The sequence below is a fragment of the Asticcacaulis sp. AC466 genome (assembly GCF_000495815.1).
Classification (GTDB): domain Bacteria; phylum Pseudomonadota; class Alphaproteobacteria; order Caulobacterales; family Caulobacteraceae; genus Asticcacaulis.
The window spans coordinates 379,228-402,458 of record NZ_AWGE01000005.1; the positions used below are offsets into that span (position 1 = coordinate 379,228).

At 58.6% G+C, this 23,231-nt stretch carries 21 protein-coding genes; all 21 read left to right on the plus strand.

Translation table 11 applies throughout. The features are described 5' to 3' along the window. Window positions 1-41 precede the first annotated feature (41 nt). Entirely contained in the window at window positions 42-1,385 is a 1,344-nt protein-coding gene (locus tag AEAC466_RS28790) for a sensor histidine kinase (protein WP_031238382.1), read from the plus strand. Continuing rightward, window positions 1,378-2,382 (plus strand): HupU protein, encoded by a 1,005-nt coding sequence (locus tag AEAC466_RS28795; protein WP_031238383.1) that lies wholly within the window; start codon window positions 1,378-1,380, stop codon window positions 2,380-2,382. Before AEAC466_RS28790 ends, AEAC466_RS28795 begins: the two co-directional genes overlap by 8 nt. After that, window positions 2,379-3,827, plus strand: coding sequence for a nickel-dependent hydrogenase large subunit (locus tag AEAC466_RS28800; RefSeq protein WP_023457245.1), 1,449 nt, complete (start codon window positions 2,379-2,381; stop codon window positions 3,825-3,827). The genes AEAC466_RS28795 and AEAC466_RS28800 overlap by 4 nt, the downstream gene beginning before the upstream one ends. Next, a complete protein-coding gene (gene hypF / locus AEAC466_RS28805; RefSeq protein WP_052025070.1) occupies window positions 3,812-6,115 on the plus strand; it encodes a carbamoyltransferase HypF in 2,304 nt (767 codons plus the stop codon). The genes AEAC466_RS28800 and hypF overlap by 16 nt, the downstream gene beginning before the upstream one ends. A 182-nt stretch (window positions 6,116-6,297) precedes the next feature. Then, window positions 6,298-7,398: a hydrogenase small subunit gene (locus tag AEAC466_RS28810; protein ID WP_023457247.1), complete on the plus strand. Its 1,101-nt coding sequence runs from the start codon at window positions 6,298-6,300 to the stop codon at window positions 7,396-7,398. Then, the gene (locus AEAC466_RS28815; protein ID WP_023457248.1) at window positions 7,399-9,213 is read left to right on the plus strand and encodes a nickel-dependent hydrogenase large subunit; all 1,815 of its coding nucleotides are present in this window, start codon (window positions 7,399-7,401) and stop codon (window positions 9,211-9,213) included. A gap of 14 nt (window positions 9,214-9,227) precedes the next feature. After that, complete coding sequence (locus tag AEAC466_RS28820; RefSeq protein ID WP_023457249.1) at window positions 9,228-9,806, plus strand: HupE/UreJ family protein; 579 nt, start codon at window positions 9,228-9,230, stop codon at window positions 9,804-9,806. 12 nt (window positions 9,807-9,818) lie between these two features. Beyond that, complete coding sequence (gene cybH, locus AEAC466_RS28825; RefSeq protein WP_023457250.1) at window positions 9,819-10,556, plus strand: Ni/Fe-hydrogenase, b-type cytochrome subunit; 738 nt, start codon at window positions 9,819-9,821, stop codon at window positions 10,554-10,556. After that, the gene (locus AEAC466_RS28830; protein WP_023457251.1) at window positions 10,553-11,179 is read left to right on the plus strand and encodes a HyaD/HybD family hydrogenase maturation endopeptidase; all 627 of its coding nucleotides are present in this window, start codon (window positions 10,553-10,555) and stop codon (window positions 11,177-11,179) included. Before cybH ends, AEAC466_RS28830 begins: the two co-directional genes overlap by 4 nt. Further along, entirely contained in the window at window positions 11,179-11,502 is a 324-nt protein-coding gene (locus AEAC466_RS28835; RefSeq protein ID WP_023457252.1) for a HypC/HybG/HupF family hydrogenase formation chaperone, read from the plus strand. The genes AEAC466_RS28830 and AEAC466_RS28835 overlap by 1 nt, the downstream gene beginning before the upstream one ends. An 18-nt stretch (window positions 11,503-11,520) precedes the next feature. After that, complete coding sequence (locus AEAC466_RS28840) at window positions 11,521-11,907, plus strand: hypothetical protein (RefSeq protein WP_023457253.1); 387 nt, start codon at window positions 11,521-11,523, stop codon at window positions 11,905-11,907. A 7-nt stretch (window positions 11,908-11,914) separates the two neighbouring features. Beyond that, a complete protein-coding gene (locus AEAC466_RS28845) occupies window positions 11,915-12,733 on the plus strand; it encodes a hydrogenase expression/formation protein (protein ID WP_023457254.1) in 819 nt (272 codons plus the stop codon). After that, window positions 12,730-13,680, plus strand: a complete 951-nt coding sequence (locus AEAC466_RS28850; protein WP_023457255.1) for a [NiFe]-hydrogenase assembly chaperone HybE — start codon at window positions 12,730-12,732, stop codon at window positions 13,678-13,680. Before AEAC466_RS28845 ends, AEAC466_RS28850 begins: the two co-directional genes overlap by 4 nt. A gap of 4 nt (window positions 13,681-13,684) precedes the next feature. Next, on the plus strand, window positions 13,685-14,494 hold the full coding sequence (locus AEAC466_RS28855) for a hypothetical protein (protein WP_023457256.1): 810 nt from the start codon (window positions 13,685-13,687) through the stop codon (window positions 14,492-14,494). A 1-nt stretch (window position 14,495) separates the two neighbouring features. Beyond that, window positions 14,496-14,828, plus strand: coding sequence for a hydrogenase maturation nickel metallochaperone HypA (hypA, locus tag AEAC466_RS28860; RefSeq protein WP_035429283.1), 333 nt, complete (start codon window positions 14,496-14,498; stop codon window positions 14,826-14,828). After that, the gene (gene hypB / locus AEAC466_RS28865; RefSeq protein WP_031238388.1) at window positions 14,828-15,787 is read left to right on the plus strand and encodes a hydrogenase nickel incorporation protein HypB; all 960 of its coding nucleotides are present in this window, start codon (window positions 14,828-14,830) and stop codon (window positions 15,785-15,787) included. Before hypA ends, hypB begins: the two co-directional genes overlap by 1 nt. An 11-nt stretch (window positions 15,788-15,798) precedes the next feature. After that, window positions 15,799-17,310, plus strand: a complete 1,512-nt coding sequence (locus tag AEAC466_RS28870) for a sigma-54-dependent transcriptional regulator (protein ID WP_023457259.1) — start codon at window positions 15,799-15,801, stop codon at window positions 17,308-17,310. Window positions 17,311-17,312: 2 nt separating this feature from the next. Beyond that, window positions 17,313-17,603 (plus strand): HypC/HybG/HupF family hydrogenase formation chaperone, encoded by a 291-nt coding sequence (locus AEAC466_RS28875; protein ID WP_031238390.1) that lies wholly within the window; start codon window positions 17,313-17,315, stop codon window positions 17,601-17,603. Further along, window positions 17,600-18,733: a hydrogenase formation protein HypD gene (hypD, locus tag AEAC466_RS28880; protein WP_023457261.1), complete on the plus strand. Its 1,134-nt coding sequence runs from the start codon at window positions 17,600-17,602 to the stop codon at window positions 18,731-18,733. Before AEAC466_RS28875 ends, hypD begins: the two co-directional genes overlap by 4 nt. Further along, a complete protein-coding gene (gene hypE / locus AEAC466_RS28885) occupies window positions 18,730-19,779 on the plus strand; it encodes a hydrogenase expression/formation protein HypE (RefSeq protein WP_023457262.1) in 1,050 nt (349 codons plus the stop codon). The genes hypD and hypE overlap by 4 nt, the downstream gene beginning before the upstream one ends. Window positions 19,780-20,127: 348 nt before the next feature. After that, on the plus strand, window positions 20,128-23,172 hold the full coding sequence (locus AEAC466_RS28890; protein WP_081714563.1) for a TonB-dependent receptor domain-containing protein: 3,045 nt from the start codon (window positions 20,128-20,130) through the stop codon (window positions 23,170-23,172). Window positions 23,173-23,231 lie beyond the last annotated feature (59 nt).

The window sequence follows — 23,231 nt, forward strand, 5'->3', positions numbered from 1 at the left end:
AGTACTGGCGACCTGGCGTCGATTGCGTTAGGTTGTCGTCAATGACCCGAAACGCTCATCACGCCGATGCCAGTTCAGACACGATCCCTGTGTCGGAAGCCGCTTGGCTTGATGTGATCCGTCAGATGGACCAGACCTATTCGGGCCTGATCGACTACCAGGTCGAGCTCGAAAAGAAGAACGCCGATCTGGAAGCGATGCGCCAGTTCATGGATTCCGTTCTTGAATCCATGACTGACATTCTGATCGTCTGTGATCGAAATGGCCTCGTCATTCAGTTGAACAAGACGGCGGCGCGTCTGGCGGGTCTTCCAGACGGCTCCACAGGAACCGGTACGGTCTTCGATCTTGTCGCAAGCTTCAGTCATGAGGCGCTCAAGGCCATGCTCGGCCGTGCGTCTCAGGCAGCGCCCGCCGTATCCGAGGAAATCGTTCTGCACACCACAGATGGCGAGGCGCCATTTGAGGTTTCGGCGTCGCCCCGACGCGACGCACGGGGGCGATTGCTAGGGGTTGTCCTTATTGGCCGGCATGTCGGCGAGCTTCGCACAGCCTATTCTGCATTGAATTTGGCGCACGATCAATTGAAAGACGCGCAGGCGCAATTGGTCAATTCCGAAAAAATGGCGTCGCTGGGTCGCCTGGTCTCTGGCGTGGCACACGAACTGAATAACCCGATCAGTTTCGTCTATGGCAATGCCCATGCCCTGGAACGATATGTCGATCGATTGGAAACCTATTTCAATGTCGTCGAACAAGGGGCGACTCGCGAAGAGCTCGTAACACTCCGTCACAGCCTAAAACTTGGTAAAACGGTCGCGCGCCTCCGCGACGCGGCGTCTGGCGCTTTGGAAGGCGCAGAGCGCGTTCGCGATATCGTGGAACAGTTACGGCGATTTTCAGGCACGGGCCGCGCGCCACCCGAGCCTTTCGACCTCGTCGCCACGGTTCAGACCGCCGTGGGGTGGGTGACGCGTACGCAAAGACCGGATCTGGTCATCGACTGGGCCATGCCTAATGCCCTTATGGTGACGGGCCGGTCAGGCCATATTCAGCAGGTCGTAATGAACGTTATCCAAAATGCGGTGGATGCAACCGAAACCGTACAAAACCCACGCATCTCAATCCAGTTGGGAAGCGAAGGCGCAAACGCCGTATTGCGCATTTCCGATAATGGTCCGGGCCTCAGCGATGATGTTCGCGACAAACTATTTGAACCGTTTTTCACCACTAAGCCGGTCGGTAAGGGGACGGGGCTGGGCATGTCGATCAGCTACCGGATCGTCGCGGATCATGAGGGGCGATTGAGCGCAAGCAATGCCGAGGGCGGCGGCGCGCTCTTCGAAGTTTGCCTGCCGATCGAAGGAGCGGGAACCGATGCGTAAGAAAACGGTTCTGTGGCTACAATCGGGGGGCTGCGGCGGGTGCACGATGTCGCTTTTGTGCGCGCAGACACCGAACCTGTTCAGCGTACTGGATGACTTTGGCCTTGAAATGCTTTGGCATCCCTCGCTCAGCGAGGAAAGCAGCGACGAGGTTATCGGTTTGCTGGAAGATATCTGCGCCGGCCGCCGCAAGCTGGATATTTTGTGTTTCGAAGGTTCGGTTATGCGTGGCCCGAATAACACGGGACGTTTCCACATGCTGGCGGGGACGGGGCGACCGATGATCGACTGGTTACGTGATCTGGCGCCCTTGGCAGAGCATGTTGTGGCGGTGGGCACATGTGCGGCTTTCGGCGGTATTACGTCCGCCGGCGCCAACATTACCGATGCCTGCGGTCTGCAATATGAAGGCTACCAACCTGGGGGCGCGCTTGGCGATGCTTTTCGCGCCGGGGCGGGACTACCTGTCATCAATGTCGCAGGCTGCCCCACCCATCCCAATTGGGTGCTGGAGACCTTCATGATGCTGGCGGATGAGAGTTTGCGCGCCGAAGACCTTGACCCCTTAAGACGGCCGCGCTTTTACGCAGACCACCTGGTTCACCACGGCTGTTCGCGCAACGAGTATTATGAATTCAAGGCCAGTGCGATGCACCTGTCCGAGCTTGGGTGCATGATGGAAAACCTGGGGTGCGTCGGCACCCAGGCGCACGGCGACTGCAATACTCGCGCCTGGAATGGCGAAGGTTCGTGCACGCGCGGCGGCTACCCCTGCATAAATTGCACGGCGCCAGAATTCGAGGAGCCAAACCGGGTTTTCACCCAAACCCCGAAAATCGGAAACATCCCGATCGGACTGCCAACCGATATGCCAAAGGCGTGGTTCATCGCCCTGGCGTCCTTGTCCAAAGCGGCTACGCCCCGGCGTTTGCGCGTCAACGCGACGTCGCATCGCCTGATCGAGGCGCCCTCCGTCAAAGATTCCCCTCTCAAATGACTGAATCGACTGCCCCGCGGCGCATCCTTGCCGGACCTTTCAACCGCGTTGAAGGCGACCTGGAAATTCGGCTCGACATCGAAGGGGATGCCGTCCGGGCGGCCTACGTCAATTCGCCCCTTTTCCGAGGCTTTGAGCGCATACTCGAAGGCAAGGACCCGCGCGACGCCTTGACCATCGTTCCGCGTATTTGCGGAATCTGCTCGGTGTCCCAATCCGTTGCGGCGGCGCGGGCGCTTGGAGCGGCGGCCGGGATTTCGCCCCCGATCAACGGTGAGCGCGTGACATCGCTGCTGCACGCCGTTGAGAATATGGCGGATCACCTGACCCATTTCTATCTGTTCTTCATGGCCGACTTCGCCCGCCAGGCCTATTCTGGCTGGGCTTGGCACGGCGAGATCAGCCGCCTGTTTCAAGCAAAAACCGGGGTTGCTGTCCGGCAGGCTGTCGATGCAAGGGCGCAGCTTCTCACCATCATGGGGCTGTTGGCCGGCAAATGGCCCCATACCCTATCGATTCAGCCTGGCGGCGTCACCAAGGCGCCCGATGCGCGCGATCGCGTACGATGCCTGGCCATCATGCGTGCGTTCCGTCACTGGCTGGAGGCGAATCTGGTCGGGGCAAGCCTGGAGTCCTTTATTGCCTTGAATTCGCGAGAGGCTCTGGAGGCATGGAGCAGAGGCCACATCGGGCTCTTCTTGCGGATTTCCGAAGATCTGGACTTGGGCCGTCTTGGCCCGGGCGCCCCTAGGTTCATGTCCTACGGCGCGTACGAAGTCGCGGGGACACATCTGTTCAAGGCCGGACTAAACTTCGACGGCATGCCGGGCATACTCGATACCCGACGTATCGTGGAGGATTTGTCGCATAGCTGGATGCTGGGTGAAACCAGCCATCCCTTTGACGGATCCACGATACCTGACGAAGCCATGCGCGATGAAGCTTATAGCTGGTGCAAGGCGCCACGCTATGATGGACGGACGGTCGAGGTGGGGGCCTTCGCCCGTCAGCTCATTGACGGTCACCCGCTGGCGCCGGCGCTTCTGCACGACGGGTGCGCCAATGTACGAGCGCGTGTCGTGGGTCGCGCGCTCGAACTCGCTTTGAGCGTCGTGGCTTGCGAGGGGTGGATAAAGGATATCGAGGTCGCGTCGGACTTTATCTCTCCGGCACAAATACCTGATTTTGCGCAAGTTACAGGCCTATGTGAAGCCGCGCGTGGATCGTTGGGCCATTGGCTGACCATCCGCGATGGCCGCATTGCCGGCTATCAGATCGTTGCGCCCACGACATGGAATTTTTCGCCTAGAGACGGCCAGGGCGTTCCCGGAGCCCTGGAGGCGGCCCTGGTCGGGGCACGTGTTACCGATGGGGAGCAAACGCCACTGAGCGTGCAGCATATCGTGCGATCCTTCGACCCGTGTATGGTGTGCACAGTCCATTGACGCGCGCTGAACGAATCCGAGTCAGGGGAACGGTGCAAGGCGTTGGCTTTAGGCCATTCGTCTGGCAGTTGGCTGCGCGGTTTGGGATAAGGGGCGAGGTCAGCAACGATGGCGAGGGCGTCATCATCAGGGCGACGGGTAATGATCTTGAGGGTTTCGTTGCCGCCCTGAGCGCCGAGGCGCCCCGGCTTTCGCGTATCGCCTCTATTGAACGCGCGCCGATCGCGCCCTTTTCGCCTACGGGGTTTACGATCGTGGAGACGCAGGGCGGGACGCGGCGCACCGGAATTACACCGGATGCGGCCCTGTGCAGCGCCTGTGCCGCAGAGATTGACGATCCGGCCGCGCGACGTTTTGCCTACCCGTTCACCAATTGCACGCACTGTGGCCCGCGGTTCTCAATCATTGATTCCATACCCTATGACCGTGCCGCGACCCGTATGCGGTCTTTCACCATGTGCGCGGCGTGTTCTGGTGAATATAGCAATCCTGCCGATCGGCGGTTTCACGCTCAGCCTATCGCTTGCCCGGACTGTGGCCCGCACCTTGATCGCCCGCTTGAAGAGGCGGTAAGTGCGCTTAAGGCAGGCAAGATCGTTGCTATAAAGGGGCTGGGGGGATTTCATCTCGCCTGCGATGCGACCAATGAGCAGGCTGTCGCAACCTTGCGGACGCGTAAGCGAAGGCCTCATAAGCCCTTTGCCGTGATGGCGGCCGATCTCGCCATGCTGCGTGCTTATTCCAGTCCGACCCAGTTTGAAGCCTTGTTGCTGTCGGATCAGGCTGCACCAATTGTGCTCATGGATGGCAAAAGAGGTCTTGCTTCGTCGGTTGCGCCGTCGCTTGAGCGTGTGGGCTGGATGCTTGCCTACACACCGCTCCATGCCCTGATCTGCCAAGGCGTTGGCAGGCCGCTGGTTATGACCAGTGGCAATGTCAGTGGCGAGCCACAGGCCATCGGCGACGACGAAGCCTTGGAAAAATTGTCCCTATTTGCGGACAGCTTCCTGATGCACAATCGCGAGATCGCCCGGCGCCTGGACGATTCGGTTGCCTCGATAGATGCCGGTGAACTGCGCGTTCACCGCAGGGCCCGCGGGTTTGCACCGGCTCCCCTCGACATGCCCCACGGATTGCGCAAGGCGGGGCCAATCCTGGCCCTGGGGGGCGAACTGAAGGCGGCCATCTGTCTCACGTTTGGCGATGGCGATGGCGGCGGCGAGGCGATCTTGTCCCACCATCTGGGCGATCTCGAAGACGCGCTGACCTATGACGAATTCGAAAAAGCCATAGACGACTATACCGAGTTGTTCGGCCATTTGCCGCAGGCCATAGCCTGCGATCTGCATCCTCAATACAGGTCTACAGAAAAGGCCGAGGCATTGGCAGCGACCGCGGGTCTGCCGCTTATTCGCGTTCAGCATCATCACGCCCATATCGCGTCCTGCATGGCTGAAAACGGCTGGCCGTCGGGCGGCCAGAAAGTGCTGGGGCTTGCCTTCGACGGCGCGGGATATGGCGACGATGGCACCGTTTGGGGTGGCGAATGGTTGCTATGCGACTATCTCACCGTCGAACGTCTGGCCTGCTTGAAGCCTGTCGCATTACCGGGAGGAGAGGCGGCGGCGCGGGCGCCGTGGCGCAACCTCCTGGCGCAGATGGTCGCGGCGTTTGGCGAAGAGGAGGGGCTCGAGCGACTCAACCGGTTGGGACTGGAAGACGCCCTTCGCGACAAGCCGGTCGCACCTGTGTGCGCCCAAATCCGGTCCGGGCTGAACAGCCCGATGACAAGCTCCACAGGGCGCCTGTTCGATGCCGTTGCCGCGGCTTTACACCTGAGCTTCGACGCGGTCAGCTTCGAGGGGCAGGCGGCCATGCAACTGGAAAGCCTGGCTATTGCGGGGGAATGGTCGTCGGCCTATCCGCTCACTATCCGTGAACATAAAGGGCATCTCTGTCTCGACCCGGCGCCTATGTGGCGGGTCCTGCAGGCCGATGTGGTACAGGGCGCAACTGCGGGCGAGATATCCTGGCGTTTTCATGCGGGCCTTGCCCAGTCGTCAGCGACACTTGCCTCAGTTCTGGCGCAAAAACATGGAGTTGGCACCATCGCCCTGTCGGGAGGCGTCATGCAAAACCGCCTCCTGTTGTCACTGCTTATCGAAGCTTTGCAGGGCCGGGGCCTGACCGTTTTGACTCATCGCCAGGTGCCCAGCAATGACGGCGGACTCGCTTTTGGCCAAGTAGCCGTGGCGGCGGCCATTATTGCGAATAATTCGCGTTATTAGTGGAAGATAATCTTCCATTTATGGCCAGTCAATCGGAAGAATTGTATTCGAATTGCTGCGATAGCGAAATTTTAAGTTATTGTTTTTTATCATTTTAAAATACTTGTTGTGTAAAATAATTAGCGATTGAGAGCTGGCAAGTCACCGTGCTAACTATCTCGAATAGTGGCAGGGGAATATCCATGGCTCAACTGGAAACCTTTTATGACGTAATGCGCCGGCAGGGAATTTCCCGCCGGTCCTTCTTGAAATTCTGTTCTTTGACGGCCACCGCCCTGGGGCTTGGCCCGCTCTACACCGCCCGCATTGCGCACGCGATGGAGACCAAGCCGCGTACGCCGGTGATCTGGTTGCATGGGCTTGAATGCACGTGCTGTTCCGAATCCTTCATTCGGTCGGCCCACCCGCTCGTAAAGGACGTCGTCCTTTCGATGATTTCGCTCGACTATGACGACACCTTGATGGCCGCAGCCGGACATCAGGCGGAGGCCGCGCTGGAAGACACCATCGAAAAGTACAAGGGGCAATATATCCTGGCGGTCGAGGGTAATCCGCCGCTCAACGAAGACGGGATGTTCTGTATTATTGGCGGCAAGCCCTTCGTCGAGCAGTTGAAACACGCGGCGCAAAACGCAAAGGCCATCATCTCCTGGGGGTCCTGCGCCAGTCATGGCTGCGTCCAGGCGGCGCGGCCCAATCCGACCCGAGCCGTTCCGGTGCACAAGGTCATTACTGACAAGCCGATCATCAAGGTGCCCGGCTGCCCGCCCATTGCCGAGGTTATGACCGGGGTCATTACCTACATGCTGACGTTCGACCGTCTGCCGGAGCTCGACCGCACCGGAAGGCCGAAAATGTTCTATTCTCAGCGCATCCACGATAAATGCTATCGCCGTCCGCACTTTGACGCCGGTCAGTTCGTTGAGCATTTCGACGACGAGGGCGCCCGGCGCGGCTATTGCCTCTATAAGATGGGGTGCAAAGGGCCTACGACCTACAATGCCTGCTCGACCGTGCAGTGGAACGAGGGCACCAGCTTCCCCATCAAGGCCGGTCACGGCTGTATCGGTTGTTCCGAAGAAGGCTTCTGGGACAAGGGATCATGGTACGCCCGTCTGACCGACATCCATGCCTTCGGCGTTGAAGCCAATGCCGACAAGATCGGAGGCACCGTTGCCGGCGCGATTGGCGCCACGGTTGCCGTTCACGCCGCCATCTCGGCGCTCAAACGCGCTCAAACGAAATCGGCCAGCAAGTCTGTCCAAAAAATGGATACGCACTAAATGTCACTGCATCAAACGCCCGATGGGTTCCAGCTTGATAATGGCGGCCGCCGCATCGTCGTCGATCCGGTCACGCGCATCGAAGGTCACATGCGTTGCGAAGTCAATGTTGACAGCAACAATATTATTCGCAACGCCGTCTCGACCGGGACCATGTGGCGCGGTCTAGAGGTCATCCTAAAGGGCCGTGATCCACGCGACGCCTGGGCCTTCGTGGAACGCATCTGTGGGGTCTGCACGGGCTGCCACGCCTTGGCCTCGGTGCGCGCCGTTGAAAATGCGCTCGGCATCGATATTCCGCATAACGCCTACCTGATCCGCGAGATCATGGCCAAGGTGCTGCAAATTCACGATCACATCGTCCACTTTTATCATTTGCATGCGCTCGACTGGGTCAATCCGGTCAACGCCCTCAAGGCAGACCCCAAGGCAACATCGGCCTTGCAACAGATGGTCTCGCCCAGCCATCCCAATTCGTCGCCAGGCTATTTCCGCGATGTTCAGACCCGTTTGAAGCAGTTTGTCGAGTCGGGCCAACTGGGGATTTTCAAAAACGGATATTGGAGCAACCCAGCCTATCAGCTCTCGCCTGAAGCGGATCTGATGGCGGTCACGCACTATCTGGAAGCGCTCGACTTCCAGAAGAATATCGTGAAGGTCCATACGATCTTTGGCGGTAAGAACCCGCATCCGAACTACATGGTCGGCGGCGTGCCCTGCGCTATCAATATTGACGGTGACATGGCGGCCGGGGCGCCTTTGAATATGGAGCGCCTCAATTTCGTGCAGGCGCGGCTCCAGGAAGCCCTGGCCTTTACGGTCAATGTCTATATTCCCGACGTGATCGCCATCGCCTCCTTCTACAAGGGCTGGCTCTATGGCGGCGGACTGTCTGCCAAGAACGTCATGGATTACGGTGACTACGCCACGGTCAAGGGCGACAAGTCAACGGACAAGCTGCCGGGCGGCGTGATCCTCAACGGCAATTGGAACGAGGTCTTCCCGATCGATCCTGCCGACCCGGAACAGGTCCAGGAATTCGTACAGCATTCATGGTACAAGTACCCGGACGAGGCCAAGGGCCTTCATCCGTGGGACGGCGTCACTGAGCCCCATTATGAACTTGGGCCCAAGTCCGTCGGGACGAAAACCAATATTCAGGCGCTTGATGAAGAGGCGAAATATTCCTGGATAAAATCGCCCCGTTGGCGCGGCCACGCCGTCGAAGTCGGGCCTTTGGCGCGCTACATTATCGCCTATGCCAAGGGCGTCGATTTTGTGAAAAATCAGGTCGATACCTCGCTGGCCGCCTTCAACCAACTGGCGGGCACCAGCCTGACACCCAAGCAAGCCCTGCCGTCCACCATCGGTCGTACCCTGGCGCGGGCGCTGGAGTGCCAATACGCCGCAGAGATGGGACTCGACGACTACGCTGGCCTCATCGCCAGCATCAAGAATGGCGATTCCTCGACCGCCAATATCGAAAAGTGGGACCCAAAGACCTGGCCGAAGGAAGCCAAGGGATATGGCACAGTGGCGGCCCCGCGCGGCGCGCTTGGCCACTGGATCCGCATCAAGGACGGCAAGATCGAAAACTACCAGTGCGTCGTGCCGACCACCTGGAACGGTTCACCGCGCGACCCCAAAGGGAATATTGGCGCGTTCGAAGCCTCGCTTCTCGGAACCCCCATGGCGCGGCCGGAAGAACCTGTCGAAATCCTGCGCACCCTGCATTCCTTTGACCCTTGTCTGGCCTGTTCTACGCACGTGATGAGCGAAGACGGGGCGGATTTGGTCACTGTAACCGTTCGCTGAAAGGCATATAGCACATGAAGAAGCCTATATATTGGGTTGCCGCGCTGTCGGCCTTAGCCGCAACGCCCGCCCTGGCGCACCCTGGGCATTTGAACGGGGAGGGGCCGGTGGCCGCCGCCCTGGATGGCCTGATCCACCCCTTAACCGGCGCCGATCATTTGCTCGCCATGGTCGCGGTTGGTTTCTGGGCCGCTCAATACAGCCAACGCAAAGGCCTTTGGCTACCTGCGGGTTTCGTGATGGGTATGCTGGTGGGCGCGCTGCTTGGGTTCTCCGGCATCAATCTGCCGGGTTTTGAGGCCGCCATTGCGCTTAGCCTATGCACCATTGGCGCAGGCCTGGTCTTCCGGGACAGATTGCCGGTCATTGCCGCTGGGGCCGTCTGCGCGGCAGCAGGCCTTTTCCACGGTTATGCCCATGCCCGCGAAGCCGGGGGCAGCGCCTTGCCGTTTGTCATCGGTTTTGCGGTGACGACAAGCCTGCTCCATCTGGCCGGGGGTCTGATGGGCGTTTGGGCTGGACGGCTACGCCACGCCGCGCCGCTCGTCGGCGGCGTGGTGGCTGTCGCCGGTCTTGTTTTACTCGCCAGCTAGGAGCGCAAGGGGATGTCTGACAACCGCAAAAGTGATCCGCCGTCGGGGTTTGGTCCGACGCATGGCGTCCAGTCGTCACATGTGACTTCGGTCTATGTCTACGAAGCGCCCCTGCGCCTATGGCACTGGACAAATGCCGCGGCTATTGTTGTCCTGGCCATCACCGGTTTTCTGATCGGCTCCCCCTTGCCGTCCCAGCCCGGCGATCCCTCCTCAAGCTTTCTGATGGGCTATATCCGCTTCGCCCATTTCACGGCCGCCTACGTTTTTGCCATTGGCTTCCTGTTTCGGATTTATTGGGCCTTTGTCGGCAACAGCCATGCCCGCCAAATGTTCATTGTGCCCGTAAAGAGCGCGGCGTGGTGGAAAGAGGTCCTGTTCGAGCTGCGCTGGTATCTGTTTCTCGAAAAGCGGCCGAAGAAATATGTCGGGCATAATCCGCTGGCCCAAATCGCCATGTTCGTCTTTATCGTACTCGGTTCGATCTGGATGATTTTTACGGGCTTTGCCCTTTACGGCGAGGGCGAGCAAGCCGGAAGCTGGGCGAGCCGGGTCTTCGGCTGGGTCATCCCGCTCGCCGGTCAAAGTCAGGACGTCCATACCCTGCATCATCTGGGTATGTGGTTCATCATCGCCTTCATCATCATCCATGTTTACGTGGCTATCCGCGAAGACATCATGTCACGCCAGAGCCTTGTTTCGACAATGATTTCTGGCGAGCGCACCTTCAAGGATGATGATCCCGAATGACCGCCCACAATACAGTAAGCATCTTGGTAATGGGCATTGGCAACGTGCTTTGGGCCGATGAGGGCTTTGGTGTCAGGGCCGTGGAGACGTTCAACGCGCTCTATGATTGCCCGGAGACTGTGTCAGTTATGGATGGTGGCACCCAGGGCCTGTATCTTTTGCCGCATGTCGAGGCTTGTGACGCTCTGATCCTGTTCGATGCGATCGATTACGGCCTGCCGCCTGGCACGCTTAAGATCATATGTGACGAAGAGGTTCCGGCCTTCATGGGCGCCAAGAAAATGTCGTTGCACCAGACCGGGTTTCAGGAAGTCCTGGCGACTGCCGAATTTCTCGGCTGGAAGCCCAGGCGACGCGTGCTGATCGGCGTTCAACCGGCTGAGATTGACGATTACGGCGGCTCGTTACGCCCAATCGTTGACGCGGCCATTGAGCCCGCGATCGCGAGTGCCCTGGCAGAACTTGAGGCGCTAGGGGCGACAGTCCGGCGCCGCCAAGCCCCGGTCGAAGCGCTTGGACCCGACGCCTTAGACCGCGCCCTTTATGAAACCGAGCGGCCTTCGGCGGCCGAAGCCTGTCGCATAGGCGACCCTCGCTTCATTGATATTCAGGCGGGCGACTAATGTGCATTGGCCGTCCGATGAAGGTTTACGTCACCAACGGCCTTGACCTGGCCGGTTGCGAAGACCGCGGCGTTAAAACCCAGGTGGATATCAGTCTGACCCCCGACGTCCAGGTCAATCAGTGGGTGCTCGTGTTCCTCGGCGCGTCTCGACAGGTTCTGAGCGATGAGAAGGCGGCGGAAATCTGCGATGCGCTTGCGGCCCTCGAAGCCGCGACCGAGGGCGCAAACCTCGATCGCTTTTTCCCCGACCTGACCAATAGCGCACCCAGCCTGCCCCCACATATGGAAGCCGCCCGCCTCTCGGGTCGCACCACAGTATAGAGTTTTGGAGACCAGCCCATGTCCAGCCCGCTTATCGAACAGTTGATTACGCGCCATGGCTGCGCACGCCTTGATGCCGCGAGCCTGGACGCGTTTATCTTAGCACCGGGTGTCGGCGCCTTGGTGGTGACGGGTGATCCTGCGACCAACCTTGAGTCCGACGACATGGCCGTCATTGTTCCAGAGCTCATAAAAACCTTCCCGGGCGCCTTTCGGACGGGAGTGGTTGACCGCGATCTGGAAAAGGAGGTTCGGCACCGCTTCGACGTCTGGGCGACGCCAGCCCTGATCTTTGTCGAAGCGGGACGCATGCGCGTCGCCCTGCCAAAGGTACGCGACTGGAATGAATATCTTGTCGAAATGCACCGCATGCTCGATCTCCCATCCCCTTCCTTGACGCATTGAGATCCCAATGGCCAATTTCATGTTTCCCCCTCAAGGTTTTGGTCCTGGCACTCAGCCGGGCGCGGAAGACGGGGAGGAATTAAACTACCTCGCCATGCCGTCAGGTATGCAGACCTTCAGCCCGCATATTCCCTACCTCGAAGACCCCGCCGTTGCGCATGGCGCTGTTGCGTTCTTGTCCCAACTGGCTGACAAGGCACTGGCCTGGACGGCGAGCGGTGGCGCCCAGGCGGCGACCTATGACCATCTCGATGCCGCCAATCAGGCTGTTCTGCGCGAGGTCTTGGGCGAGGGCGAGGTCTCTATCGTCATTGATCACCCCAAGCGTGTGGAAATCCAGGAATCGGTATTCACCGGCGTTTGGCGCATCATGCGTGAGGGCCGGGAACATATCGAGATCGGGGCGATCCCCGATGCCGTCCTTATGGCGCCCCAGGTGCGTCTGTCGGATTTGCCGCAACCCGGAGCAGGCGTCGTCAATGCGCCGGCGATTATAACCGAAATTCTCGACCATGTGGAAAACCCGCAAGGCGACAGTCACGTCATCAACCTTACGCTTTTGCCACATACGCCTCAGGATCTCGACTATCTCGATCTGGTTCTGGGACGCGGGGGCGTGACCATTCTGTCCCGCGGCTATGGCAATTGCCGCATTGACCGCTGCGCCCATCCGCACGTCTGGCGTGTCCGTTACTATAATTCTCAGGACATACTCATTCTGGACACGATCGAAATTACCGATATTCCCGACGTCGCCTGTGCTGCGGTGGAGGATATCCGTGACACGGCATCTCGTCTGAAGAACGTTTCGGAGGCTTTGACATGAGTCTGGCCCATCGTTTCGAAGGCTCTTTTGCCGGGGACGACAGTCGTCTGACGGATGACGCGGTGCTCGAATGCAAGATTTGCTGGTATACCTACGACCCGGTCTTAGGTGATGACGTCCGTCAGATCGAGCCGGGCACGCCGTTCTCACGATTGCCCAGCGATTGGTGTTGCCCGCAGTGCGATGGGGCGCGCGACCAGTTCATGGTCGTTTTGTCGGAAGAAGACGCCCCTTCAAATACAGCTGTATCGGCGGGGGCGGATACCGTCGCGCGTCAGGCGACGGCCAGAGGCCAAGCCCTGGCAGCGGCGTTCCGTGAAGTCTACCTCAACAAGATGCGCGACACGCCGATGTCCAACGCTTCGCTCAGCGTCGAAGCCGTAGGCTTTCGACCGTTTGGCCAACGCGTGCTTGGGGTTCTCGTTGCTCCCTGGTGCATGAACCTCATCGTCATGCCGGCCCCCGACGAGGATTGGCGGACAATGCACATCGGGGACAAGCGCATTCTGTCCTTTCCGTCGGGTGACTATGAGTTCGTTTTCAACGATCGAAGCACAACCGGACCTTACCTGGCGTGCTCGCTGTTTTCACCCATGACCGAGTTTCCCAATCAGCTTCATGCGACGGACGTCGCCCGCGCTATCCTGATCTCTTTGTTCGATGCCGCGCACCGCGACGAGGTCTATGATGTCGATGATATCCGGGCGCATCGCGAACTGGAGTTGAGTGCTATGACCACTCCAGATCCCGTCGAGCCTACGTCTGTTGCAGAACCTGTCTTAGAAGGCGCGGCGATTGAGGATGCGAGCCGGGCCGCAAACGCAAAATGGACCGTCACACCGTCGCGACGGGCTTTGTTTACGGGGGGAATGTCCGACCGAAGCGCTATGTCCGCGACGCCGTCCGGTTTGGATTCTCCATCGGCGGTCGACGCGGCGAAAGATTGAGCTGATGTCGGCCGAGTTGCGTATAGATATCGACGATGACAACCCGGGGGATCCATTGTCCTTGCGTGCACCAGCCGGGGCAAACCCGGCTGTGACCGTCATAGGCAAGACGACCGTACAGGCCATGGCGTTACTGCCGCTTCTTTTCAACCTGTGTCCGTCTGCCCATCGGCTGGCTGCGGCCATGGCCATGGAAGCGCCGATTGAGATGGACTGGCCAAGACATCTCCTGCGCGACGACCTGCGTGAACAAGCCCTGGTTATCTTGCGTGACTGGTCAGTCGCCCTGCGCGGAGTGCCTGACGCGGACTCACTGCGAGGGTTGTCGTTACTTAGGTCCGACCAGTTACCGCAATTGGCGCAGGCTCTCCAGGTATTTGGAAATCGGGCGATATCCGTTGTCGCAAACTGGAATGAAAACTGGGGTTATTGGGACAATCAGAGCCTTTTGGAGCGTATGGAGCATCGTCTTGCCGCGGCCCTGATGTTGTGCGACCAATTGCGGCTTGACCAGTGCGGCGGATGTTACGGTAGCGATGCGACGGGTGAAGGATGGGCACTGGCGGCACGCGGCCGTCTTGTACACCGTGCGGTGATCTCAAATGGACGTATCACAGCCTATAGCATCGATACGCCAACTGAGCGTATGATACGGGACGGTTCACTGAAAGGCCTTTTGGTTTCAGCTTGGCGGTCTCCGGTGAGCGTGCGAAAATCTGTTTTCGACCTGGCCTTGGCTTGCGCAAACCCCTGTGTCGCGATCAGGATTTCGTCGACGCCTGCCGGCACGACAAAGGGAGGCGCTGGTGCATGAGATGTCGATCTGTGAAAGCCTCGTTCAGACCATCGAAGCCCATGCCCGCAGCGATGACTTCACCAAGGTTTTGCGGCTGCGCCTGGAAATCGGCTGCTTCGGTGGCGTCGAGATAGAGGCCTTGAGGTTTGGTTTCGACGTCGTGACACGTGGGACCTGTGCCGAAGGCGCGGAACTGGACATACTCAGCTTGCCCGGCAAGGCGTGGTGTTTCGGTTGCGACACCGGGTTCGATACCGACAGTCGTGTTAGCGATTGTCCAGTATGCGGCAGCGGCCGTATCCGGGTAACCGGTGGAGACGAGTTGCGTATCAAAGATATGGAGGTGATCTGATGTGTACAGTATGCGGGTGTTCTGGTGAGGGCGCTAAGATGGAAGACGGCCATAAGGCGCACGGTCATGGTCTCCACCATGGACATCAACATGATCATGGGCATCACCACGATCACGACCACGGACATGATGAGGGTCACGATCATGCCCATCACGACCACGATCACCAACACGGCGCGTCAGGCGACCTGGACTACGGCTCGGGTCCCGCCCATGCCCATGCACCGGGCCTGTCGCAGGCCCGGATGATTGAGATCGAAACCAATATCCTCGCCAAGAATGATGGCTACGCGCAGGAAAACCGGCACAGGCTCGAGGCCGCGTCCATACTGGCGCTCAATCTGGTGTCCAGCCCAGGTTCAGGCAAGACCACGCTGCTGGTCGAAACGATCCGAAAGCTGGAGGGCAGGATTCCCGTCGCCGTTATCGAAGGCGATCAGCAAACCACCAATGATGCCGATCGTATCAGAGCGACGGGCGTGCGTGCGCTTCAGATCAACACGGGTAAAGGATGCCATCTCGATGCCCATATGGTCGGACACGCCATAGATCACCTAGCGCCGGACGAGCAATCCGTTCTCTTCATCGAAAACGTCGGCAATCTCGTCTGTCCGGCCGCCTTTGATCTGGGCGAGGCCGCCAAGGTGGCGATCTTGTCGGTCACGGAGGGTGAGGACAAGCCGTTGAAATATCCGGATATGTTCGCCGCGGCAAAACTCATGATCCTGAACAAGACCGACCTTTTGCCTCACCTGGATTTTGATATTGAGGCCTGTGAGGCCAATGCCCGGCGTGTCAATCCTGACATCGCCGTCATACGTCTGTCCGCCCGCACGGGTGAGGGGATGGACGCATGGATAGATTGGATTCGCGCTCAGCAGGTTGTTGGGCTCGAACGCCTGATTTCCGATGCCGAAGCCCGGCTTGCCGACCTGCGCGCAGCGCGCAGCCACGTTTAGGAAGCCCCATCATGGATATTGTGCCCGCCGTTCTGGTCGTGGATGATGAAATCCGCTCCGTAGAAGCCATAGAGCTCAATCTCGAGGACGAATTTCGGGTACTGACGGCGACCAGTGCCGCGCAGGCGCTCGAATTGCTCGAGAATGAATGGATCGGCGTTGTCATCTCCGACCAACGCATGCCTGGCATGTCCGGAGTCGATTTTCTGACCCAGGTGCGCGAACGCTGGCCCGATGTCGTGCGCATCCTGATCACGGGTTATACGGATGTCGAGGACATTGTCAGATCGGTGAATGAGTCAGGCATCTATCAGTTCATCGCCAAGCCCTGGCACCCGGACGAACTGATACTGGCGGCGCGAAACGGGTTGGCACTTAACCGGTTGCAGCACGACAACGAGCGTCTGATGCTCGAACTGCGCATGGTGGCGCCGGCGGTGGAAGATCGCCTCAAGGCCCGGCAGGCTCAGGCCGAGGACGCCTTCAGCTTCCAGACGGTGATCCGCGGGGCGCATTCCTCCATGAACGCGGCGTGTGCGCTGGCCGAAAAGGTGGCAGGCTTCGATATTCCAGTTCTTATCCAGGGCGAAACCGGGACGGGAAAGTCTCTGATCGCCCGCGGCATTCACTATGGCAGTCCGCGCCAGGCCGCTCCGTTTTTTGCCGCAACCTGTACGGGCCTCAGCGATGAGGCGCTCGAAAGCGAATTGTTCGGACACCGCAAAGGCGCCTTTGTCGGCGCAACGGAAAGCCGGGTCGGTTTGTTTGAACAGGCACACGGCGGGACGGTGCTTTTACACGACATCGCCGATATCAGTCCGACATTTCAGATGAAGCTGATGCGCTTCCTGAAAGAGGGCGAAATCCGGCCCTTCGGCTCGAACATCCCGCGCACTGTCAATGTGCGTATCCTTGCGGCGACGCGGCGAGATCTAAAGGCCGATGTCGCGGCGGGCCTGTTTCGTGAAGACCTCTATTATCGCCTGGCCGTCAGCCCCATACTCTTGCCGCCGTTGCGCGATCGCCGGGAAGATATCGCCGCCATTGCGACCGAACTGCTCCAGCGGGCGACGCTGCGCTACGGTAAACCGGTGGCGGGTTTCACGCGTGAAGCACTGGCCGTGCTCCGTCGCTATGCCTGGCCCGGCAATATCCGCGAGCTAGAAAATCAGATCGCGCGCATGTTGATGCTGAGTGGAACGGCCACGTTGGGGGCGGAACTTATCGACACCCATATCCTTCACGCCGAAGGCCCCGAAGCGGTTCCGGATGAAGTCGCCGAAGCCATGTTGGGCGGTGGCGGTGATCTTAAGGACCGGGTCGAGCGCATGGAGGCGCGCATTTTGCGCGAAACCCTCATCCGCCATCGCTGGAACAAATCGCGGGCCGCTGAAGAACTGGGGCTGTCGCGCGTCGGACTGCGGGCAAAGCTTGACCGTTATGGCATCTCTGACGGCCGTATTTCCGCAGTTGACGATCGCGTGGTCGCCCTGCCCACGCGCCAACTTGGCCGGGAGGTCTGACAATGTGCCTAGGTATTCCGGCCCAAATAGTGGCTATCTCCGATCCTGACCATTGCATGGGCATGGTCGATATCTCCGGCGTGCGCCGCGAAGCGGACCTAACCTGTGTTGCGGGCGACAATCTTGACGACCTGGTGGGGGCATGGGTGCTGGTTCATGTCGGGTTTGCCATGAGTATCATCGATGAAGACGAGGCGCGGACGACGCTGGAGCTCCTGGCTGCCCTGGGGGACGCCGAGGCCGAACTGGCCGCGATGCGCGATAGCCAGGTGTCCCTTGAGGCAAGCCAATGAAATATCTCGACGAATTTCGTGACCCCGAGCTGGCGGGTGCGCTACTTGACCGGATTTCGCGACTTGTGACGGAAGCGGGGGGGACCCGCGAAAAGCCGCTGTACATCATGGAAATCTGCGGGGGGCACACCCATGCCATCTTCCGCTATGGTCTGGATCGGATGGTGCCCGAAGGTCTTGAATTCATTCATGGCCCGGGGTGCCCGGTCTGCGTTCTCCCCATGAGCCGGGTCGACGACTGTGTCGATATCGCCGAGCGCGAGGGTGTGATCTTTTGCACTTTCGGCGATGCCATGCGGGTGCCGGGAACGCGTAAATCCCTGATGCAGGCCCGCGCTGAGGGCTGCGATATCCGCATGGTCTATTCGCCCTTGGATGCTCTGGCCCTGGCGCGCCGCCATCCCGATCGTGAAGTGGTCTTCTTTGGCCTCGGCTTCGAGACCACAATGCCGGCGACGGCCGTGACGCTTCTGCGCGCCCATGGCGAAGGCGTGCGTAACTTCACACTTTTCTGCAATCATGTCCTCGTCCCGCCCCCGATCCGCGCCCTTTTGTCCGATCCTGACATGCGTATCGATGGCTTCGTCGGACCGGGGCATGTCTCAATGGTGATAGGCAACGCTCCCTACAATTTCGTTGCCGATGTCTTTGGCAAGCCGCTCGTCGTTGCCGGGTTCGAGCCACTAGATCTGCTACAGGCGGTTGCCATGGTCTTGCAGCAGATTGTCGACGGGCGGGCACAAATCGAAAACCAGTATGCACGCATCGTCCCCGAAAACGGAAATCCTGCCGCCTTGAAAGCCATCGACACCGTATTTGAGGTGCGGGCCAGTTTTGACTGGCGCGGCCTGGGCGAGATCGAAAACTCAGGCGTCAAAATTCGCGATGCCTTTCGCGACTTCGACGCCGAAGTCCGGTTCTGTGTCGGATATGCCCTGGGTGAGGCCTCGGGCCGAGAACCGGAGGGCTGTCGATGCGGTGACGTCATCAAGGGGCAGATCAAACCGCTGGCCTGTCCTAAATACGGCGTTGAATGCCGGCCCGAACATCCGCTGGGGGCGCTGATGGTGTCATCGGAAGGCGCGTGCGCCGCCTATTTCCAGTACGGAGGCGAACGACCGGCCGCATGAACAAGCCCTATATCCACAAAATCACCTCTAAGACCGTAACCATGGCTCACGGCGGCGGTGGCAAGGCCATGCGAGACCTGATCGAGGACGTCTTTGTCAGCCGTTTTCGCAATCCTGAAACCGGCGATATGGAAGATCAGGCGCGGCTGGACCCCGGCGACCTGATCCGGGCAGGTGGGCGCCTGGCGTTCACTACGGATGGCTTTGTTGTCGATCCGTTGGAGTTCCCGGGTGGCGATATCGGTAAACTGGCGGTATGGGGCACCGTCAACGACCTCGCGGTTGGCGGGGCGGTTCCCAAATGGTTGTCCGCCGCCTTCATTATTGAAGAAGGCATGGACATCGAACATCTGCGCGCGATCGCTCAATCCATGCGCGATGCGGCCGATAGGGCGGGCGTGGCCATTGTCACCGGCGACACAAAGGTCGTCCCGCGTGGCGCTGCCGACAAGGTGTTCATTACGACAGCTGGGGTCGGTGTCATTGCCCCGGGTGTTGAGCTTGCGGCCAGCAAGGTACAGCCGGGTGACGTCGCCATCGTCAACGGATTTTTGGGTCACCATGGCGCCACCATCTTGCAGGCGCGCGGTGACATGCAGTTGGAAAGCGACATCATCAGTGACTGCGCACCGCTTAATGCCCTGATGCAAGCGGCCATGAGGGCAGCGCCCAACCTGCGCTGCGCCCGGGACGCGACGAGAGGGGGCTTAGCTTCCGCCCTCAATGAAATAGCCGCGGCATCCAATCTAATCATAAGGCTCGACGAACAGGCCTTGCCTCTAAAGGCAGACATTCGCGGTTTTTGCGAAATACTGGGTTTCGATCCCCTATACCTTGCCAATGAAGGACGTCTGGTCCTGTTCGTCCCGCCATCGGAAGCCGAAGCCGCCCTTGGGGCCATGCGCAGCGTGCCGGAAGGCGTCGATAGCGTCATCATTGGCCAGGCGCATTCCGGCAAGACGCCGCGTGTTGAGATGAGAACGACGTTTGGTGGAACACGCATCGTTGACATGCTGGTCGGTGAGCAATTACCCAGAATTTGCTGATCGACGTCGAATAATTTTTGGCACGCGAGCAAATCGGTTTCAGCCGCGCCACAAGCGTTTTCAACAACGCTTCCCGAAAAGCGTGTGCGTTGACGGGAATAAAAATTATTTAAAAACAACAATATGAAGAGAATTATCTAATCCAAATCAAATTTGGAATGGGGACTCACATTCCCCGTCGATCCGCATTAACGACATTAGTACGCCCTTCCGTCCACCGGTATTTATTGTGACTGAATTGACACAGATGCGGCGAATCTATGACCGCTAGTTTACAGTATACGATATATATTATTTCATCGGTTGCACCACCAGTTGAATCGTGTGGAGAGGTAAGGGGCAATATCGATGTCAAGATTATTGAAGTACAGTACGGCCATAGCTGTGTGTCTGGGTGTTTGTGTCGCGGGTGGAGCCTTTGCGAGCGAACCGCTTTCACCGGGCGCGTCGCAGGACGCCACCGAGGGGCAGCCTGCGCCAGCCGAAAAGGTCAAGGCGGGAAAAGCCAAGAAAAAGGTGGACAAAAAAGAGGATGCGTCTGCGGAGCAGGGCTCAGATATCGCTGAAGTCGTGGTCACTGGCTCTCGTATCCGCCGTAGCCGTCCCGGCGTAACGGTCGTCAATAGCGACCTCCTGTCAACGCGTGGGGCCGGACGGCTTGACGACACCTTGAGTGCGCTGCCGCAGGTTGCGCCCATGTTGGGGGAAAAAGGCAGCAATGACCCGCGCCTTGGGCCAGCACGTATAAACCTTCGCCGTCTGGGGGCTGGCCGCACCCTCACCCTCCTGAACGGCGAGCGAATGAGCAATGATGTCTATATCATCCCCGGTACGCTGGTGGAACGGGTGGACATTCTGACAGGCGGCGCTTCGGCGGTGTATGGGTCTGACGCTATTGCCGGGGTGATCAACTTCATTGTCAAAAAGCGATTTAACGGGCTGGTCATCGATTCGGAAATGAGTACTCAGGAGAGTACAAATGACGATCCGTTTTATGAAAAGCTATTAGCCGACGGGGGCTATCCGCAGCCAAAGAAGGTTGCGTGGGGCGGAACCCAAACCTATACGACCATTGCCGGCGGCCACAATATTGCCGGGGGTAAGGGCAACATAAGTCTGTTCGCTGGCTTCCGCCGTTCCGAGCCTATGAAATTCAGCATGTTTGATCGTACAGCCTGTCCTTTGTACATGAACGTGCAACCTGTGCCTGACATGCAGACCAACGATACCTGGTCTTGCGGGTTCAGTGAGTACAATCCGTACCACTGGTTCGGTGCAGGTGATGGTGGCTATACAAATGCCAAGGATGGATCGCGGACGTGGCGTCCATATGACGTCAACGACATCGTTCGGACGCCGCAAAACGACTATCTGCAACGAGAGACGAAGACGCTAAATGCAGGCGGCTTCTTCACCTATAACCTGACCGATAAGATTACCTTCGACACCAGCCTCTTGACCACTGGCTACGAGCAGCGTGGCCAAAACGCGCAAGCCGTCAACTTCTATATTGATGGCGCCGATGTGGCCTGCGACAATCCACTTCTCGGCGCTCAGCAAGCCCAAATTTTGTGCGGACCGGACGCCGGCGTGGCAGGAAAAACCGGAACCCTATATGCAGCGATCTTTAGGCCCGATTACACAAACCAGTACAATATTAAGACCTACGATGTTCGAGCGGCCGCCCATTTGTCCGGTCGTATGAGCAGCGCACTTAATTTCGACCTGAGCGTTCAACGGTCGCGTCGGACTGAAAAATATCTCGGCACCGATATCTTTGATTGGTGGGCAACCAAGGATTTATACAAGAAGGCTCTGGACGTCGTAAATGTAAATGGCGTGCCGACCTGTCGCTCCGTCGTTGACGGCAGCGATCCGAACTGCGTGCCGTTCGACGTCTTTAGTTCCAAAGGTCCAAATCCCGATGTTTGGAAATACGTTACGCTAACGGGCGGAAGCCGCGTCATCACCGAACAATTTGTAGCGACGGGCGCTATCAACGGCACATTGGAAACCTACGGTATAAAATCACCTTGGGCCACGGACGCCGTTGGTTACGCCGTCGTCGCTGAACACCGGTGGAACCGCGCCGCAGAAGAAGGTAGCGGCGCTTATTCCTGGTGGTCGCGCTACGACAATAGTGACAGTGTGAACGAACTGGGTGGCGAATTGGATGTGCCGCTGATTCAGGATGTTCCTTACGTCAAGCAGCTATCGATTAGCGGTGGCTATCGACTGTCAAAATATAAGTCCATCAAGGACCCTCTGAAAACCTGGAAGATGGAGGTAAACTACATAATTGTACCCGGTCTCGGCTTCCACGCCAGCGTCAATCGCGCCATCAGGCAAGGGGTTCTTGAGCGTCTGCAACAGGCCAGCCCATATTCCGGTACATTCCGGGACTATTGTGCACCTCCGGGACCAGGCTCAAATCTGGAGAGATACAGCTACACTCAATGTTCGAGCTCTGGCATGACGCAGGCGCAGTATGACGCGTTGTCGAACTACAAGGCCTGCGATAACAACGGATATTGCCCCGTACTGTACCGTCCGGGCGGAAACCCCAACCTTCAGCCGGAAACCTCAGACAGCACCACGATTGGACTGGCATTTCAGCCGAAATTCCTGCCCAATTTCAACCTGACGCTCGACTATTATGACATTAACGTCAAAGGCGCGTTCAACTGGGTGCGGACAGGTATTGTCGCGGATCAATGCTACAATCAGCACGTAGATTTCTATTGCGGGCTCATCAAGCGGGATCCGACAACAGGAGCCGTGACCGAGATCAATGCAATGTATCAAAATTCCGGATTCGTGCGGAATAAGGGATACGACCTGAGCATGAACTACTATATCCCCGCGCTCAAGGTCGGCGATCATGCCTTAGGATCCTTGGGTCTCGCCTATAACGGTTCTTTCCTCACCGGGTATGATCAAGCCTTCGCTCCTGGTGCGCCGGTATATTCCTGCCTGGGCTATTTCGGTTTCTACTGCGATGCGCCATGGCCAAAATATCGTCACTACGCCTCCGCCAGCTGGGGAATGCCCTGGAAGGGCAGGCTTACGCTTGCCTGGCGTTATGCCTCATCCACCACAAACTCGAAGCTTGCGCCCAATGCCCCCCTGGCAAGCGCGCCGTCGTGGAACAATACGGATAGCTATCCTCTGATACCGAAGCTGCCGGCCTCCAGCTACTTCGATCTGGCGCTTAATTATCCGATTACAAAAGACGTTGAACTGCGTTTCAACGTGCAGAATCTAATGGATAAAACGCCTCCGAAGGTCGGCTATGCCGATGCTGGCAGCGGCGCGTGGTTTAATACCTTCCCGCAGTTGTATGACGCGTTCGGTCGTACCATTCGGGTCGGGGTGCACGCCAAAATCTGGTAATAGGCACTCGCCTCTTGAGCTAATTTTCCTGTCGCCTTGATTGGAAAATTAGCTCAAAC